This is a genomic window from Leeuwenhoekiella aequorea (genome assembly GCF_004104375.1).
GTDB lineage: Bacteria > Bacteroidota > Bacteroidia > Flavobacteriales > Flavobacteriaceae > Leeuwenhoekiella > Leeuwenhoekiella aequorea.
Map to the genome: position 1 here is coordinate 26,065 of NZ_QOVM01000008.1, position 14,527 is coordinate 40,591.

Here is a 14,527-nt window from a genome sequence, read left to right on the forward strand (position 1 = left end):
AACTCCAGCATACAAACCTCTACTTAAAATATTTACTATACCTGAATCTAAACCAAATAAAAGTGCGAAGGCAGACTGTAGTGGATACCCAAATGAGGATAAAACACAAAACCAAAGAGCAATTTGTACGCTATTGAACCTCATTGAAATTATAATCAATTATAAATAACACGATGAGCGAATTCTAATGGATTTCGCTCATTTAAAAAAACTAAAGTTTCTGGTTCTACTTCTTTCTCTGATATGTCTAAAGTCGAGATTATAGCATTAGCAATCTCATTTGGTGTAATATCGCTAATCAAGAAGCCTATTCTATAGTTCTCAACCAGCCTTTTTATCAAGCCGGAATCAAGAGCGATAATTTTCCTATTGGAGGCGACTGCATGACCTAAAATCCCACTTGATGCCTCTGTATTTTTATTAGTCATCAATACAATATGTGCAGCATTAAAAGTAATCTTCATCATCTCGTTAGTAACAAAGTCTTTATACCATAAAATTTGTACATCACATAACTTTTTAGCTTTTTCAATGGTTTCACTAATTTTTAATCCAAATTCTTCAGAACTAGATTTGCCGACAATTAATAGGCAAATTTTATTCTGTAAAGCTGAAGGTAGTAAACTACAGGCTTCAATACATTCAAGCGTACCTTTTCTATCACTTAGACCTCCAAAATGTAAGTAGATCAATTTTTCTTTACTTATTCCCTTATAAAAATCATCGAACTTAATATGCCCAGAAATATTAATTTTAGGTATTGGATCTGGCAGTGTTTTAAATATATGAGTGTTGAAAGAAGTATTTAAAGATTTTACAGATTTAGCATCATTTAAGATAAAGATGCTCTTGATACGACTGTTTTTAAGATACAATAAGGTTGTAATTTTTTTTCTAAAATACTTTAGATTATTCTTAACACCAGAAATATCCATAGCAGAAAATTGCTGAAAAAGAATTCCTTTAATTCTATATTTATCTCTTTTGAGAATGCAAGATATTTGTAATGTATTAAAATATAGAGCGATAATTTCATCAACATTGTACTTTTTTGCGTACTTCATCATCAAAGAATACTCTAGAAACGATCTTCTAATTAGATTAGACCGAAATATTTTTTTTAAGCTTTCTCCCTCTACATATTTCCAAAATACATTATTTAAATCCTTAGTCTTATCTACTATAAAACTGAAATCTGAATAAAAATTTGTGTTAACAACAAAAATAAATAAACCTTTAGGTTTATTTGTTTGTAAATACGTAGCTATATGGTCAATGTATTCAGAATGGTGCCCTGTCGACTGAATATCAAAAAACAGAACCTTCATAATTTAAATTTTAGTTTATACTTAAGATGGCTCATAAATAGATTTAGAATTGCTATAATTAGATAAATCTTATTAGATTTTAAAGGAAATATAATCAACAACGACTTAATTCTCTCTAAATAAACCGGATTGCTTTTTGTATATATATTAGATATACGCTCTTGATCATGCCTCAAATAAATATAAAGTGGCTTTTCTATGTAAATCAACGTATCTGCCAATAATGCTGCTTTTTGAAAATAATCGACATCTTGATTTCTATTTAACTTCTCATTCCATTTTACCTTATCTGCCAATTTTCTTAAAATTAGTGGCGATCCACACCCAAATGATCCGTGGGTTTTTAAAATTTTTTTTATTCTAGCAGCATTAGAATGATATACAGTAGTGCCTGAAGGTATATACTTCATAATAAAATCACATAGCATAAAATCAGCTTTGAGACTTTGAGAATTTTTAATTTGAATAGAAAATTTATTGGACTCAATTAAATCATCACTATCCAAAAATTGAATAAAATCACCACTACTTAAGCTATAGCCATAATTGCGAGCAGCGGGAGCACCTTTATTAATTTGCTTTTGAGCTATTATTTTAAAATCTACGGCATTTTTCTTTTGTTGATAATTCTTAATAATTTCAAATGATTTGTCACTTGAACCATCATCAATCAAAACTAACTCTATAGGTCTATAGTCTGAATTATAAACACTATCTAAAGTTTTTAAAATAAATTCTTCCCGGTTATAAACAGGTATTATAACAGAAACTAAGTTATCTGACATCTAAACTATTTTTTTCTATTGAAAAAATTCTTTCCTCTAATTTTATTCTTATAAAAATTCAATAGCAACATTTTAAATTCTGAATTAAAAAGTAAAATAACGAAAAAAGATATCCCAAATAGCACTGATTTTAGGATTAAAAAAATAACGTGTGAATCTATTATTAAAAATTTTTCGACAAGTTTAAACTCAAAACCTATAATTAAAGTAGATATCAATGGAAAATAAAAAATCTTTAAAAAATTCTTAAATGATTTCTTTAAACCAATATGTATTAAAATATAGAAACCCTGGTTAAAATTTATTATAAAAGCAATTAATAAACTTATAGGAATAAAATATATCTCGTTTTTAACATAAACCCCATAAATAATGGCGGTCAGCATTACAAAAGCGCTAAGTAATCCAGATTTAAACAACAAGTCTGTTCTATTTATAGCCTGAAAAATTGATCCAGAACTTGATAAAACCATCTGTATGCCTATTGAAAGGGATAAAATCTTAAACACCGGAATTGCCGCTATCCATTGATTACCATAAAGAATAGTAATAATTTGTTCACCACTAAAATATAAGAACACTGAAAGCGGAAAACCGATTGTAGCAAGGACTTTGACCACCTTTTCATATGCTTTATAAATACGAGAATAATCATTTTGGAAGTCTGATAAAACCGGTAATAGAACTGGCGTTATTACGTGAGTTAAATTCTGAACAGGCATCATCATTAAACGATAGGATTTATCATATAACCCTAGAGGAGCAGCACCAAAAACTTTACCTATCAATAAATTATCTGCATTTCTTGAAAAATAATTAATAAAATTAAATAGGAATTGATAGCTCGCAAAACTGTAGATTTTTTTCAAAGCAGATTTTTCTATTTTGAAATGAATACCTAGTGGCGAAAGGTAATAACTGCCTAAAAATATAAGGAAACTGTCGAGTAAACTTCTTATAACTAATGCCATGTACCCCATTCCACGAAAAGCTAAAACTATAGCAAGGGCTCCGGTTATCGCTTGTACAACAATTTGTATTACACCTATTTTTTTAAATAAAAGTCTTTTGTAGTTTAATGATTTTGGCACAATGTTACAAGCGTACAAAAAAAGTGCTAAAGAAAGATATCTCAACACATTAGTCAACGCATCTTGATTATAAAAAGCACTAATTATCGGAGCAACTGTATAAAAAAGAGCAGCTCCTAAAAAACCTATTATAATGGTAAAAAAAAATATAGATTTTATATCCCTTTCACTTAAAGCTTTGCTTTGAATTATTGCAGGGCCGATTCCAAAGTCACTAAGCAGCTGAAAAAAAGTAATAAACACCAATGCTATAGCAACTATACCAAATTCTGCGGGAGTTATTAATCGCGCTAGAATTGATGTAATTACTATCGTTAATCCTATTCCTGAGTATTTGGATAATGCGGTATAGAAGATACCTGTAGTAACTGATTTTTGGGTTGAGCTCATAATAGCCTGACCTCGAATGAAATTAAGTCTACATTAGGAATCATGTCTATGAAAATATTTTAAAAAGCTCTGGTAATATTTAAGTCGAAATGAATAAAAATAAAAAGAGCTAAATGAGTAATCTGAGGAAGTTATGTAAGTATTTCTAATATAATTAATTTTAGGCGGCATAAAGTCTTTAACAAAATCTATCAAGCCATACTTCTTTTTTAAAAAACCAAATCGATCTGGATATTTGGTAATAAGAATCCGCTGCCCATCTTGAACCCGTTTCAATTTAATTTTTTTTTCTTTATGGTTTCTGGGTGGATGATATACTTGACAACTAGCATCAAATATTTGACTTAAAGACGCGTTATGTACTCGATTCCCAAATTCAAGATCTCCTCCAGATCTTAATTGATTATCAAAGCAACCCACACTATCAAACACTTTTTTCTTAACAAAAAGATTAGCCGTAACCCCAAAAAACAAGTTACTCATGTAACTCTCTATCTTAAATGCAGTACAATAATCGTGGTATTCAGAAATACTTTTAACCTGGTCTAAAATTATTTTTACATCACCCGCTAAATAATCATAGTTAGTGATGCCTTTAACTCCCCGTTCAAGCCATGTTGGCGAGACAATGATATCTGCATCTAAAAAAGCTAAAATTTCACCACGTGCACTTTCTACACCCCTATTTCTAGCATTGTAAGAACCTTGATTAGGATAAATATTCTCAACTTTTATATTTTTCTCTTTACAAAAACTATCAATACGAGTATCTCCACCATCGTTAACAACAATAATCTCAAAATGAGAATACGACTGTTGTTGCAGAGAATTAAGTGTGATTTTAAGACCTTCAAGGTCTCTATAAACAGGAATTATGATGGAAACTCTTGAAAAACTCATTTTTTATACTAATCCCTATATTAACTAAAATTATTTAATAAAAGCTTTTCTATTGATTTCTCAAAAGATGAAATACTAAAAAGTTTTTTAAATTTAAGTTCGGTCATTTTCTGATAGCCTTGAATATCAAATTCTGTGTTCATTAAAATATTTATAGTAGTAGCAATAGAATCTGAGTTTAAATTTTCTGATAAATAAAGTAAATTACGATCAAGACCAAACTCAACGATTGCATTAGACTTTTGAGTAACCATTGGAATACCCAAACTGATTGTATCCACAACCTTATTTAAAAGAACAGTTTTTGCCATTAATGTGTCTCCAAAACTTCCTAAGGAAATATCACAGTTATTTATTAAATAACTTTCCAATCCATTAGAAAAAGTCAAATTATCATAAACATTGACTTCGATATCAAAATTACATTCAGATACTAATTTTTTGAGATAGTTTGCGCGAGATTTATTATTTTCAAAAAGATTTAATTTAAAATCTTTACGTATTCCTTGAAGGTCTTTTAATCCTAACAATAAATTTTCAATACCATGCAACTGTGAGGCTTTACCCCACCAACATATATTATAAATGCTTTTGTTTTTAAATGCTTTCAACTTAGCTTTTTTTCGAAGAGGTCCTTTTAAAGGTATAATATTAACATTCTTATTCTTCAGCTTAGGGTCAAGTAATTCTTGATAAAAGGAGACTTCACTTTCGCTTAAAAATATAACTGCAGTAGAATATTTTAAAGAATATTGGTCAAATTTCTTTGTATATTTTTTTTCCGAATTTTTTCCAAGTTTGATGTTTTCAATACTTACTAAATACCGAGAATTATAAAAATCGAAAATTGTTTTTTTTCCAAAAAAATTCGCAAGTTTTAATGTCCATAGAAACCTAGTATTCATTGGCAAATAAAAAAGAATATCACATCTAAGAATTGCCAAAATAGCTAAGAGGCTATACAAGAGATATATGAAGAAATTTAAAAATTTAGAGATAAAGCTACTACCAGAAAAGAAATAGTAATTTACAGGTAGTAAAGTAACTGAATATTCATAATTTCTATTGCTGAAATAATTCAGTATTAGCTGTGATCTATAAGACCCAATAATATCACCGACTAAAAATATTCTTTTCATAAATATTTCTTTGCTGCCTTAAATCCACTTTCCATTGCCTGATGGCTCCAGTAATATTCCCAAGCTCCAAACCTTCCCGCTAGTGTCACTTCTTTTTTCTTAAGCCAGGCACGCACAACTTCCCTATCATCTTCCATACCCTTATAAAATACCACATTACCGTGGGATAAATGATCATATTTTATAAATTCTATATCCTCATCATTCGCCAACTTCATTTTCTTGAGAGCATATAGACAATTTGCCTTAAGCTCGTCGACCGTGTGCTTTAAGGGGGTTAAAGCAGAATAATAGATTTCAAATTGAACAGAAGATTTTCCTTCTGGGCAATTATCAGGTGATTTTAAACTTGGCGAATAAACTCTTGAAGCTAAAATGTCCTCATCATAAATATAAAACCATAAATCTTTGGGTATATCAGGCTTATTAAAGCCAATGGAAATAAGATGTAATTTGGTAGACCAGAGCCTTGCTGCACGTTTTTTTACCTCATCAGGCACTTCTTTGATACATTCAATCAACTCTGGTAGTGGAATAGTACTAATCAAATTAGAGAATTTATATTGATTTTGATTTTCAGTTTTCAAAATCCGATTATCTAAATCTAATTCTATTATTTTTTCATTATAACTAACATCCAGTTTCTCAATCAAGGGATTTAAAAAAGCTTTGTAACCACCCTTCTTTGGATAGCGCATTTCTTTAGCATAATAAACGTTTTCAGTTTCAGAAGTATAAGATCCTTTCAAAACTTCTTCTATATCCGGGCGATACATTCTATTACCAATCCAATCAACACCTAAATTTTCAGCATTTACAGTCCAATATTTTTTAGTGTACTTTATAGGATAATCTAATGCAAATTGTTCACCGTATTGATAAATTAGCCAATCTCTATAATTTTCAATATCAATCTCTGGTCGATTTATAAAATCATTTATTATCTTAACTTTTTCATCAACTGGCAAAGGTGCTAAATTATTCTGAACAGGATGTCGTAACCAATACTTTCGATCAAAATTTTTGGCTTCTGGATTGTGCTTGTAATAGGGGGTTTGATCAAAAATAGATCTAACTTCCGGTTGATCGGCAAATGATAAATGTATTGCTTTATCAAAACGGAAACCCCGATATTCAATTTTGTCTAGTAACCCACCATAGGTATTTTGCATTTCAAGAATTTCAAATTCTTTACCTGCTTTTTTTAATTGATATGCCGCAGAAAGACCAGCTATACCTGCACCTAGTATAATAGTTTTCATTTCAAATTAAAATTAGCCCATTCCAAACTTTGCTCAATACCCGATCGGGTATTTGTATTGATTTTCCAATCTAAAATTTTGTTTGCTTTGGTATTGTCTGCGACAAAAACTAGTTGATCGCTTTCTCTAAATGGCAGCTGCTTATATTCCATTTTTATATCTAGTAATTCTTCTAAAAGCTTAAAAAGTTCTAAAAGGGATAAACTGTTCACAATACCTCCACCTATATTAAAAACATTGCCTTTTGCTGTAGCAATATTATCTACTGCCTTAAAATACAGATTTACAACATCATCAGCGTGTAATACATCCCGCACCTGCTTACCATTTCCAGATATAGTAAACTTTTGCTGGACACTACCCTTCTTGATTTCTAAAGCTTTTTGGATAAACCAGCCTACCCAACCCTGATCTATAGTTGCATGCTGGTTACCACCATACATAGAAGAGTGTCTAAACACAACCGTCTTTAAACCATAAATCCTATGAAAATCTAATAAATATTGATCTGCTGCTCCTTTTGAACAACCATAGGGAGAATGAAAATCTAAAGGATACGTTTCTGGAAAACCCTTAGGATATTCTGTACAAACATATCGGGTATCTTTTTCTTCAAAATTTAGATCGGCAAAATCTCCATATACTTTATTGGATGAAGAATATAGTATTTGAGCATCAGGTGCATATTTGCGAATACTTTCTAATAAGTTGAAAGTACCTAATGCATTAATTTCAAAATCCATTCTGGGATTTGCAATGGAAGTTGTCATAGCAACCTGACCGGCAAGATGAAATACAACATCTGGCTTTTCCGTTCTTATAACGGTTTCAACATCGTTCGCATTTCTTATATCAAATGGGTAATATTTAAAATCACCTTTTAACCTTAGCCAATCGAGATTTGAAGAACTTCCAAAACGAAAAAGATTATCAAAAACAACTAACTCTTCACCTCTTTTTAGTACTTCTGCCGCTAGATTACTTCCTATAAATCCACATCCGCCTGTTATTAAATATTTCATTTATAATTTTTTAAAGTTTTTTGTATTCCTTCATCAAGGCTATACTTAGGTACCCATCCTAAATCTGCTAAAGTTGAGTTATTTAAAACAGGTTCCATAATTTCAGCTTCCCTGTAAGCTACTGCACCAAAATTCAACTTACTAACAACATCTAACCCTTTAAGATCATATAATTGCTCTGCAATTTTTAATATAAAGGCTTTTACGCTTGTAAATTTTTGAGTTGCTAAATCTAATTCGTTCCAACCAGAAAGTTTGTCTCTATGTTTAATAACTAAATTAAATGCGTCAACTACATCATCAATAAAAATAAAATCTCTCTTTTGTATGCCAGAAGTTAAGTTTATAAGTGACTCATTAGAATCAATCATCTTAGAAACTAACCAGTTTATAAATTTATTAGAATCATCTAATGGTCCATACATATGCTCAATTCTAAAATTTATAACATCAATAACATGAGACCTAGATTTTAACCAAGTTGCAAATTGCCCCTTAGACAAGCTGTAATCATTAATGCTACGCGGCAATAATGTATCTGTATTAATAAATACCTTAACGCCTACTCTTACCGCCTGTTCTAAAATTTTACATCCAAGCAGTATGTTAGTATCAATTAATTCACTGAGATCACTTCCTTTTCTGCCATAATTGCAAATAGTATGAATAACTAATTCTGGTTTAGATTCTGAAAATATTTCTTCAATAGGCTTTTCATTAATATTAAAAGCTTTACATACTTTCAATTCTTCTTCTATTCTCCAGATATTTGATTCTGATCTTTTTAATATTATTACTTCAAAACCTCTACTTAGAAAGTTCTTTACTAGATAACTTCCCAAGAATCCCGTAGCACCAGTGATTAGTATTTTTCGCAAAATTTAAAAATTTAATCCAAAAAATTCTTCCAGTTTTTCCCCAACAAAATCAAAATGTTCCTGTCCTAAAGCAGGATAAATGCCAATCCAGAAGGTACTGTTCATTGTTTCATCTGTGTTTTTCAGATCCCCTACAACTCGATAATCAACATCCTTGAAGTAAGGTTGTTTGGTTAAGTTTCCTGCAAAAAGTAGTCTAGAACCTATTTTATTGTCATCTAAGTATCTCAATAAATCTACTCTATTAACTCCTGCTTCTTCTTTAAGAGTTATAGGAAATCCAAACCAGGAAGGGTTACTATTGGGAGTTGTCACCGGTAATTTAATAAAATCGGTCAATGATTCCAGTCTGCTATATAGTAACTTAAAGTTTTCTCTTCTCTTATCAATAAATCCCTGAGCCTTATCAATCTGAGCAAGACCACAAGCCGCCTGCATGTCTGTTATTTTAAGATTATACCCTGAATGTGAATAAACGTATTTATGGTCATAACCGTACGGTAACTCGCCATGTTTTTGCTCAAAGCGGCAGCCGCAAGTGTTATCACAGCCCGGTGGACAATAACAATCTCTACCCCAATCTCTAAAAGATTCTGCAATTGTTTTTAATTCTGAATTGTTTGTAAATACAACTCCTCCTTCACCCATGGTGATATGATGTGCAGGATAAAAACTTAAGGTAGCAAGATCTCCAAAGGTTCCGCAAAGTTGACCATTGTAGGTTGCCCCCAATGCATCGCATGTATCTTCAATTAACCAAAGCTTATACTTATTACATAGGGCACGAATTTTACCTAAATCAAAAGGATTACCTAAGGTGTGTGCCAGCATGATTGCTTTAGTCTTAGGCGTAATTGCTGCTTCTACAAGGTCGGCATTGATGTTGTGTGTATCTATATCAACATCAACAAAAACGGGAACTGCCCCAAATTGGATAATGGGATTTACAGTTGTGGGAAAACCGGCTGCTACTCCTATTACTTCATCTCCCTTTTTAATGGCGCGATCACCCAATTTTGGAGAGGTAAGTGTTGAAAACGCAACTAAATTTGCTGAAGATCCTGAATTCACAGTCAAACAATGTTTAACCCCAAGAAATTTTTCAAGCTTCCGCTCAAAAAGTTCATTAAATCGACCGGTCGTTAACCAGCCGTCTAATGAAGCTTCAACCATATTTAGAATTTCGTGCTTGTCTAAGACTTTTCCCGCAGGAGGTATCACCGTTTTCCCGGGCTCAAATGCTTTAGGTTTGTATTTTTCTTCTGCAAATTTCGTTACCAGATCTGCAATTTCTTTACGCAATATTTCTTCTTTATTTACTGTTTCCATTTTACCTAATTATAATTAGCAATTTCTTTTTTACACAATTCTTGAACATCAGCCCCCTTTAACCAGGATTGATGCCAGGAAATAATTCTCGAGAGCGTTTCTTGTAAATTCCAGGTGGGCTCCCACTTTAATTGGGCTTTGGCTTTAGAACAATCTAATTTTAAAAAACCCGCCTCATGAGGATTCGTGTTTTTATCCAATTCCCAGGTTGCTGTTCCCTCCCATTTTTCGACCATTTCATCCAATATCCAGGTCACCGGTCTACAATCTTCGTCCTTAGGACCAAAATTCCATCCTTCTGCATAAGAAGCTCCTTGTTCATATAATGCTTCTGCCAAAATTAAATAACCAGACAAAGGCTCCAATACATGTTGCCAGGGGCGCGTAGATAGGGGGTTACGTATCACTACAGCTTCCTCTTTCTCAAAAGCTTTTAAAATATCTGGTATCAACCTGTCTACAGCCCAATCTCCACCTCCGATTACATTTCCTGCACGTGCAGAAGCAAGATTAGCGGTATTCTCTGTTGAAAAAAAAGATTTCCGATAAGCAGCTGTTACCAATTCTGCACAACCTTTACTAGCACTGTAGGGGTCGTGCCCTCCCATAGGCTCATATTCGCGATAGCCCCAGGGCCACTCTTTATTTTCATAACATTTATCTGTAGTAACAGATACGATAGCTTTTAAATTCTTAGAACTTCTGGCAGCTTGCAAGACATTTGCAGTACCCATAACATTGGTCTCAAATGTTTCAAGTGGCTCTTCATAAGATAGTCGCACCAAAGGCTGCGCTGCCATATGAATAAGTACATCAGGATTAAATTCTTCAATAGATTTTTTTAAATTTTGAAAATCACGTATATCCCCTATTTCAGAATTTACCAGTTCAGCTATTCGAGCTTCTTCAAACAGAGCCGGTGTTGTATTTGGAGCTAGTGAATATCCTTTGACTTCAGCACCAAGTTCAGATAACCAAATGGATAGCCAACTTCCTTTAAAACCGGTATGCCCTGTAAGAAATACTTTTTTTCCCTTCCAAAATGAGGGATTTACCCTTCTATTTAATCCTTCCATAATTTCCAGGGGGCTTTATTAGAATCCCAGAGCTCTTCCAGCATATTCTTATCTCTCAGCGTGTCCATAGGTTGCCAGAATCCATTATGACTGTAACTCATAAGCTGGCCATCTGTTGCAAGACCTTTTAAAGGTTCTTGCTCCCAAGTTGAATCATCTCCGGGAATACGATCTATTACTTTTGGTGAGAGCACAAAAAAGCCACCATTAATACGAGCTCCATCTCCTTTAGGCTTTTCCTGAAAGCGCTTTACCTGGTTATCTTGAATATCTAAAGCTCCAAATCTTCCCGGAGGAAATGTTGCTGTTAGTGTGGCGTCTTTACCATGAGATTTGTGAAAATTAATCAATGCCTTAATATCGATATCTGAAACTCCATCCCCGTAAGTAAAACAGAAAGCTTCTTCATCTTTCAGATACTCTGATACGCGTCTAAGTCTACCACCGGTCATAGACTCATCACCAGTATCTACAAGGGTTACGGTCCAGGGTTCAGCTCGCTTTTCATGAACAATCATTTTATTATCTTTCATGTTAAACGTAACATCCGATTGATGCAGAAAATAATTAGCGAAATATTCTTTTATAACGTACCCTTTATACCCACAGCAAATGATAAAATCATTAATCCCGTGATGAGAGTACATTTTCATAATATGCCATAGAATAGGTTTACCCCCAATTTCTACCATAGGCTTTGGTTTTGACACCGTTTCTTCACTTAAACGGGTTCCGAGCCCGCCTGCTAAAATTACAAGTTTCATACTTAAATTAATTTGAGATTACAAAGGCATCAGAATAAAAATTAGATTCCTGAAGGCCGTTATCAGTTAACAATTTTTGAGATGTATTGATCATGGCTTCAGAACCACAGGCATATACCTGAGCATTCGTAAGGTTAATATTTTGTTGTATCACTACATCTTGAACATAACCTATATCACCAGTCCAATCTTGATTTGATCTGGATAAAACAGGTATATACTTCAAATTTAACTTTTTAAACTCCGGCTCCCAGAAAAAATCAGGAGTAAAACGACCTCCCCAAAAAAGATAAATTTCCGTTTTAAGAGTTTCTTCTTGTTCGGCTAGTTTTTCTAAAATAGCTTTTATTGGAGCTATACCGGTACCTGTAGCCAGAAAAATAACGGTCTCCACGTTCGCTATATTTCTTAAAAAAAAAGTACCTAACGGACCTTCAATTCTTAAAAGATCTCCTATGGTAGCTTCATTAAACCAGTAATTACTCATCACCCCACCTGGATAGTTTTTGATAAGGAATTCCAGCTTACCGTCAGAACGTAGGGAATTTGCGATTGAATAACTCCGCTTGATATCTGCTTTAATAATGTTTACATATTGACCTGATAGAAAATTAAGCTTCTGTGCGGGTGGGGTACGAAATACGATTTGAACAACATCTTTTTTAAGATAATTAATCGCATCAATCTTTGCGGGGATGGTTTTAGTATCTGGTATATTATACGAACCTAAATCTTCAATATCCAATTCTATATCTGAACACGGCTTAGCATTACAAGTCAAGGTATATCCTAGTTCTTTTTCTTCGCTTGATAATACAAATTCATCTTGGATGTTTTCAACTTGACCCTTTATAATTAATGCTCTACAACTTTTACATCGTGCAGTCAAACAACTATGCTCCAATAATATACCATTTCGTTTCGCTCCTTGGAAAATGGTTTCTGAGCTTTCGCAAGTAAAAGTTTTTGAATCTTTTAATTTTACTTCAAACATGCTTTAATTTTTATACCACTGGTAGGCTTGTTCAACTCCAGATTCAAGCATTACCTCATACTCCCAACCCAACGCTTTTAATTTGGAGACATCGGTCAGTTTTTTCATGGTTCCATCAGGCTTCTCGGTATTAAAATAGAGTTCTCCGTTAAAACCTACCGTTGTTTTAACTAGATGTGCCAGATCGTAAATGGAAATATCTTCTCCCGTGCCAATATTGATGTGGGTGTTGCGAATTTCACCGGTATTGCCCTTTTGCCCCTCGACTGCGCTCGGGGTGACATCACTAAAATCGCGGTTTTCCATAATAAAGACACAGGCATCGGCCATATCTTCACTCCACAAAAATTCGCGCATAGGTTTACCAGTTCCCCAGATCTCCACCCGTACCGAGTTCCCCTCCTGACCTTCCCCAAAGGGGAAGGTACTACGTATTCCGTAGTTGCCTAATATTGTAAGTATAGCCTCTTCTGAAGCATTACCATCTACGCCTTCAATCGGCAGCTTATTCAAGTCTTTCCGAAGCGCTTCCCAGTTATTTTGCTCCAGAGCTTTACCTAGATGCATTTTACGAATTAAAGCCGGAAGTACATGTGATTTCTCTAAATCAAAATTATCATTAGGTCCATACAAATTAGTAGGCATCACCGAAATAAAGTTGGTACCGTATTGCAGGTTATAACTTTCACACATCTTAATCCCCGCAATTTTTGCAATAGCATACGGTTCGTTCGTATATTCTAAAACATCGGTCAGCAGATACTCCTCTTTCATAGGTTGCGGACAGTTCTTCGGGTAAATACAGGTACTCCCCAAAAACAACAGCTTTTTCACCCCATGTAAATACGCCTGATGAATCACATGGTTTTGAATCATGAGATTCTCATAAATGAAATCGGCTCTATACGTGTTGTTCGCTACTATACCTCCAACTTTTGCCGCAGCAAGAATCACATATTCGGGTTGTTCAGCTTCAAAAAATGCAGCTACTGCATTAGAATCTCTTAAGTCAAGTTCGCTACTGGTACGATACACCAGATTGGTATATCCCTTAGATGTGAGATTATTTACAATCGCAGAACCCACCAGTCCGCGATGTCCTGCTACATATATTTTAGAATCTTTATTCATACGTTTATATCACAGATTTTAATTTTGATTGCGCGGATTATGCTCAGATTGCTGACGTATTAATTAATCGTTTCCAGGTCAGACTTTTTTCACCGAAATTAATTAGCAGTCCGACCTGTTTATGTGTTGCTTTTAAATAGTTAATCACCTGTTTTTCCATTGATTTATTTATAAAGGTAGCAGTCTTTAATTCTAAAATAATACGATCAAAACACAGAAAATCAGCCCTATAATACTTATCTAACTTTTGACCCTTATAATAAATGGGTAGTAGTTTTTGATCCTCAAAAGGTATTTCTTCTTCTATAAATTCTCTGCATAACACTTCTTGATAAACAGATTCTAAAAACCCAGAGCCGAGATTACGATGAACGTTCATACACACGCCTATTATTTTAAAGGTTTGATCCTCATATAATAATCCTGACATTTGATTCT

The 14,527-nt window shown here is 33.3% G+C and carries 14 protein-coding genes; all 14 read right to left on the bottom strand.

Annotated elements, in window-relative coordinates:
• Positions 1–155: 155 nt before the first annotated feature.
• From DSM00_RS14725 to DSM00_RS14790, 14 genes are read right to left on the bottom strand one after another with little or no spacing between them, the layout of a single operon-like run.
• The gene (locus DSM00_RS14725; RefSeq protein ID WP_128758744.1) at positions 156–1,328 is read right to left on the bottom strand and encodes a glycosyltransferase; all 1,173 of its coding nucleotides are present in this window, start codon (positions 1,326–1,328) and stop codon (positions 156–158) included.
• A complete protein-coding gene (locus DSM00_RS14730) occupies positions 1,325–2,113 on the bottom strand; it encodes a glycosyltransferase family 2 protein (RefSeq protein ID WP_128758745.1) in 789 nt (262 codons plus the stop codon). The genes DSM00_RS14725 and DSM00_RS14730 overlap by 4 nt, the downstream gene beginning before the upstream one ends.
• Positions 2,114–2,118: 5 nt before the next feature.
• Positions 2,119–3,594 carry a lipopolysaccharide biosynthesis protein gene (locus DSM00_RS14735; RefSeq protein WP_128758746.1) on the bottom strand — a complete coding sequence of 492 codons (1,476 nt, stop codon included), beginning with the start codon at positions 3,592–3,594 and terminating at the stop codon, positions 2,119–2,121.
• 33 nt (positions 3,595–3,627) lie between these two features.
• The gene (locus DSM00_RS14740) at positions 3,628–4,494 is read right to left on the bottom strand and encodes a glycosyltransferase family 2 protein (RefSeq protein ID WP_128758747.1); all 867 of its coding nucleotides are present in this window, start codon (positions 4,492–4,494) and stop codon (positions 3,628–3,630) included.
• A 20-nt stretch (positions 4,495–4,514) separates the two neighbouring features.
• Positions 4,515–5,633, bottom strand: coding sequence for a glycosyltransferase family protein (locus tag DSM00_RS14745; protein WP_128758748.1), 1,119 nt, complete (start codon positions 5,631–5,633; stop codon positions 4,515–4,517).
• Positions 5,630–6,895 carry a protoporphyrinogen/coproporphyrinogen oxidase gene (locus DSM00_RS14750; RefSeq protein ID WP_128758749.1) on the bottom strand — a complete coding sequence of 422 codons (1,266 nt, stop codon included), beginning with the start codon at positions 6,893–6,895 and terminating at the stop codon, positions 5,630–5,632. Before DSM00_RS14750 ends, DSM00_RS14745 begins: the two co-directional genes overlap by 4 nt.
• Positions 6,892–7,917: a GDP-mannose 4,6-dehydratase gene (locus DSM00_RS14755; RefSeq protein ID WP_128758750.1), complete on the bottom strand. Its 1,026-nt coding sequence runs from the start codon at positions 7,915–7,917 to the stop codon at positions 6,892–6,894. Before DSM00_RS14755 ends, DSM00_RS14750 begins: the two co-directional genes overlap by 4 nt.
• The gene (locus DSM00_RS14760) at positions 7,914–8,795 is read right to left on the bottom strand and encodes an NAD-dependent epimerase/dehydratase family protein (RefSeq protein WP_164916355.1); all 882 of its coding nucleotides are present in this window, start codon (positions 8,793–8,795) and stop codon (positions 7,914–7,916) included. Before DSM00_RS14760 ends, DSM00_RS14755 begins: the two co-directional genes overlap by 4 nt.
• 3 nt (positions 8,796–8,798) lie before the next feature.
• Positions 8,799–10,124, bottom strand: a complete 1,326-nt coding sequence (gene rfbH, locus DSM00_RS14765) for a lipopolysaccharide biosynthesis protein RfbH (RefSeq protein WP_128758752.1) — start codon at positions 10,122–10,124, stop codon at positions 8,799–8,801.
• 5 nt (positions 10,125–10,129) lie between these two features.
• Positions 10,130–11,200, bottom strand: coding sequence for a CDP-glucose 4,6-dehydratase (rfbG, locus tag DSM00_RS14770; protein ID WP_128758753.1), 1,071 nt, complete (start codon positions 11,198–11,200; stop codon positions 10,130–10,132).
• Positions 11,188–11,964: a glucose-1-phosphate cytidylyltransferase gene (rfbF, locus tag DSM00_RS14775; RefSeq protein ID WP_128758754.1), complete on the bottom strand. Its 777-nt coding sequence runs from the start codon at positions 11,962–11,964 to the stop codon at positions 11,188–11,190. Before rfbF ends, rfbG begins: the two co-directional genes overlap by 13 nt.
• A gap of 7 nt (positions 11,965–11,971) precedes the next feature.
• The gene (locus DSM00_RS14780; RefSeq protein ID WP_128758755.1) at positions 11,972–12,958 is read right to left on the bottom strand and encodes an FAD-binding oxidoreductase; all 987 of its coding nucleotides are present in this window, start codon (positions 12,956–12,958) and stop codon (positions 11,972–11,974) included.
• Positions 12,959–12,961: 3 nt separating this feature from the next.
• The gene (locus DSM00_RS14785; RefSeq protein WP_128758756.1) at positions 12,962–14,089 is read right to left on the bottom strand and encodes a GDP-L-fucose synthase family protein; all 1,128 of its coding nucleotides are present in this window, start codon (positions 14,087–14,089) and stop codon (positions 12,962–12,964) included.
• Between the two features lie 43 nt (positions 14,090–14,132).
• Complete coding sequence (locus tag DSM00_RS14790) at positions 14,133–14,519, bottom strand: GxxExxY protein (RefSeq protein ID WP_128758757.1); 387 nt, start codon at positions 14,517–14,519, stop codon at positions 14,133–14,135.
• Positions 14,520–14,527 lie beyond the last annotated feature (8 nt).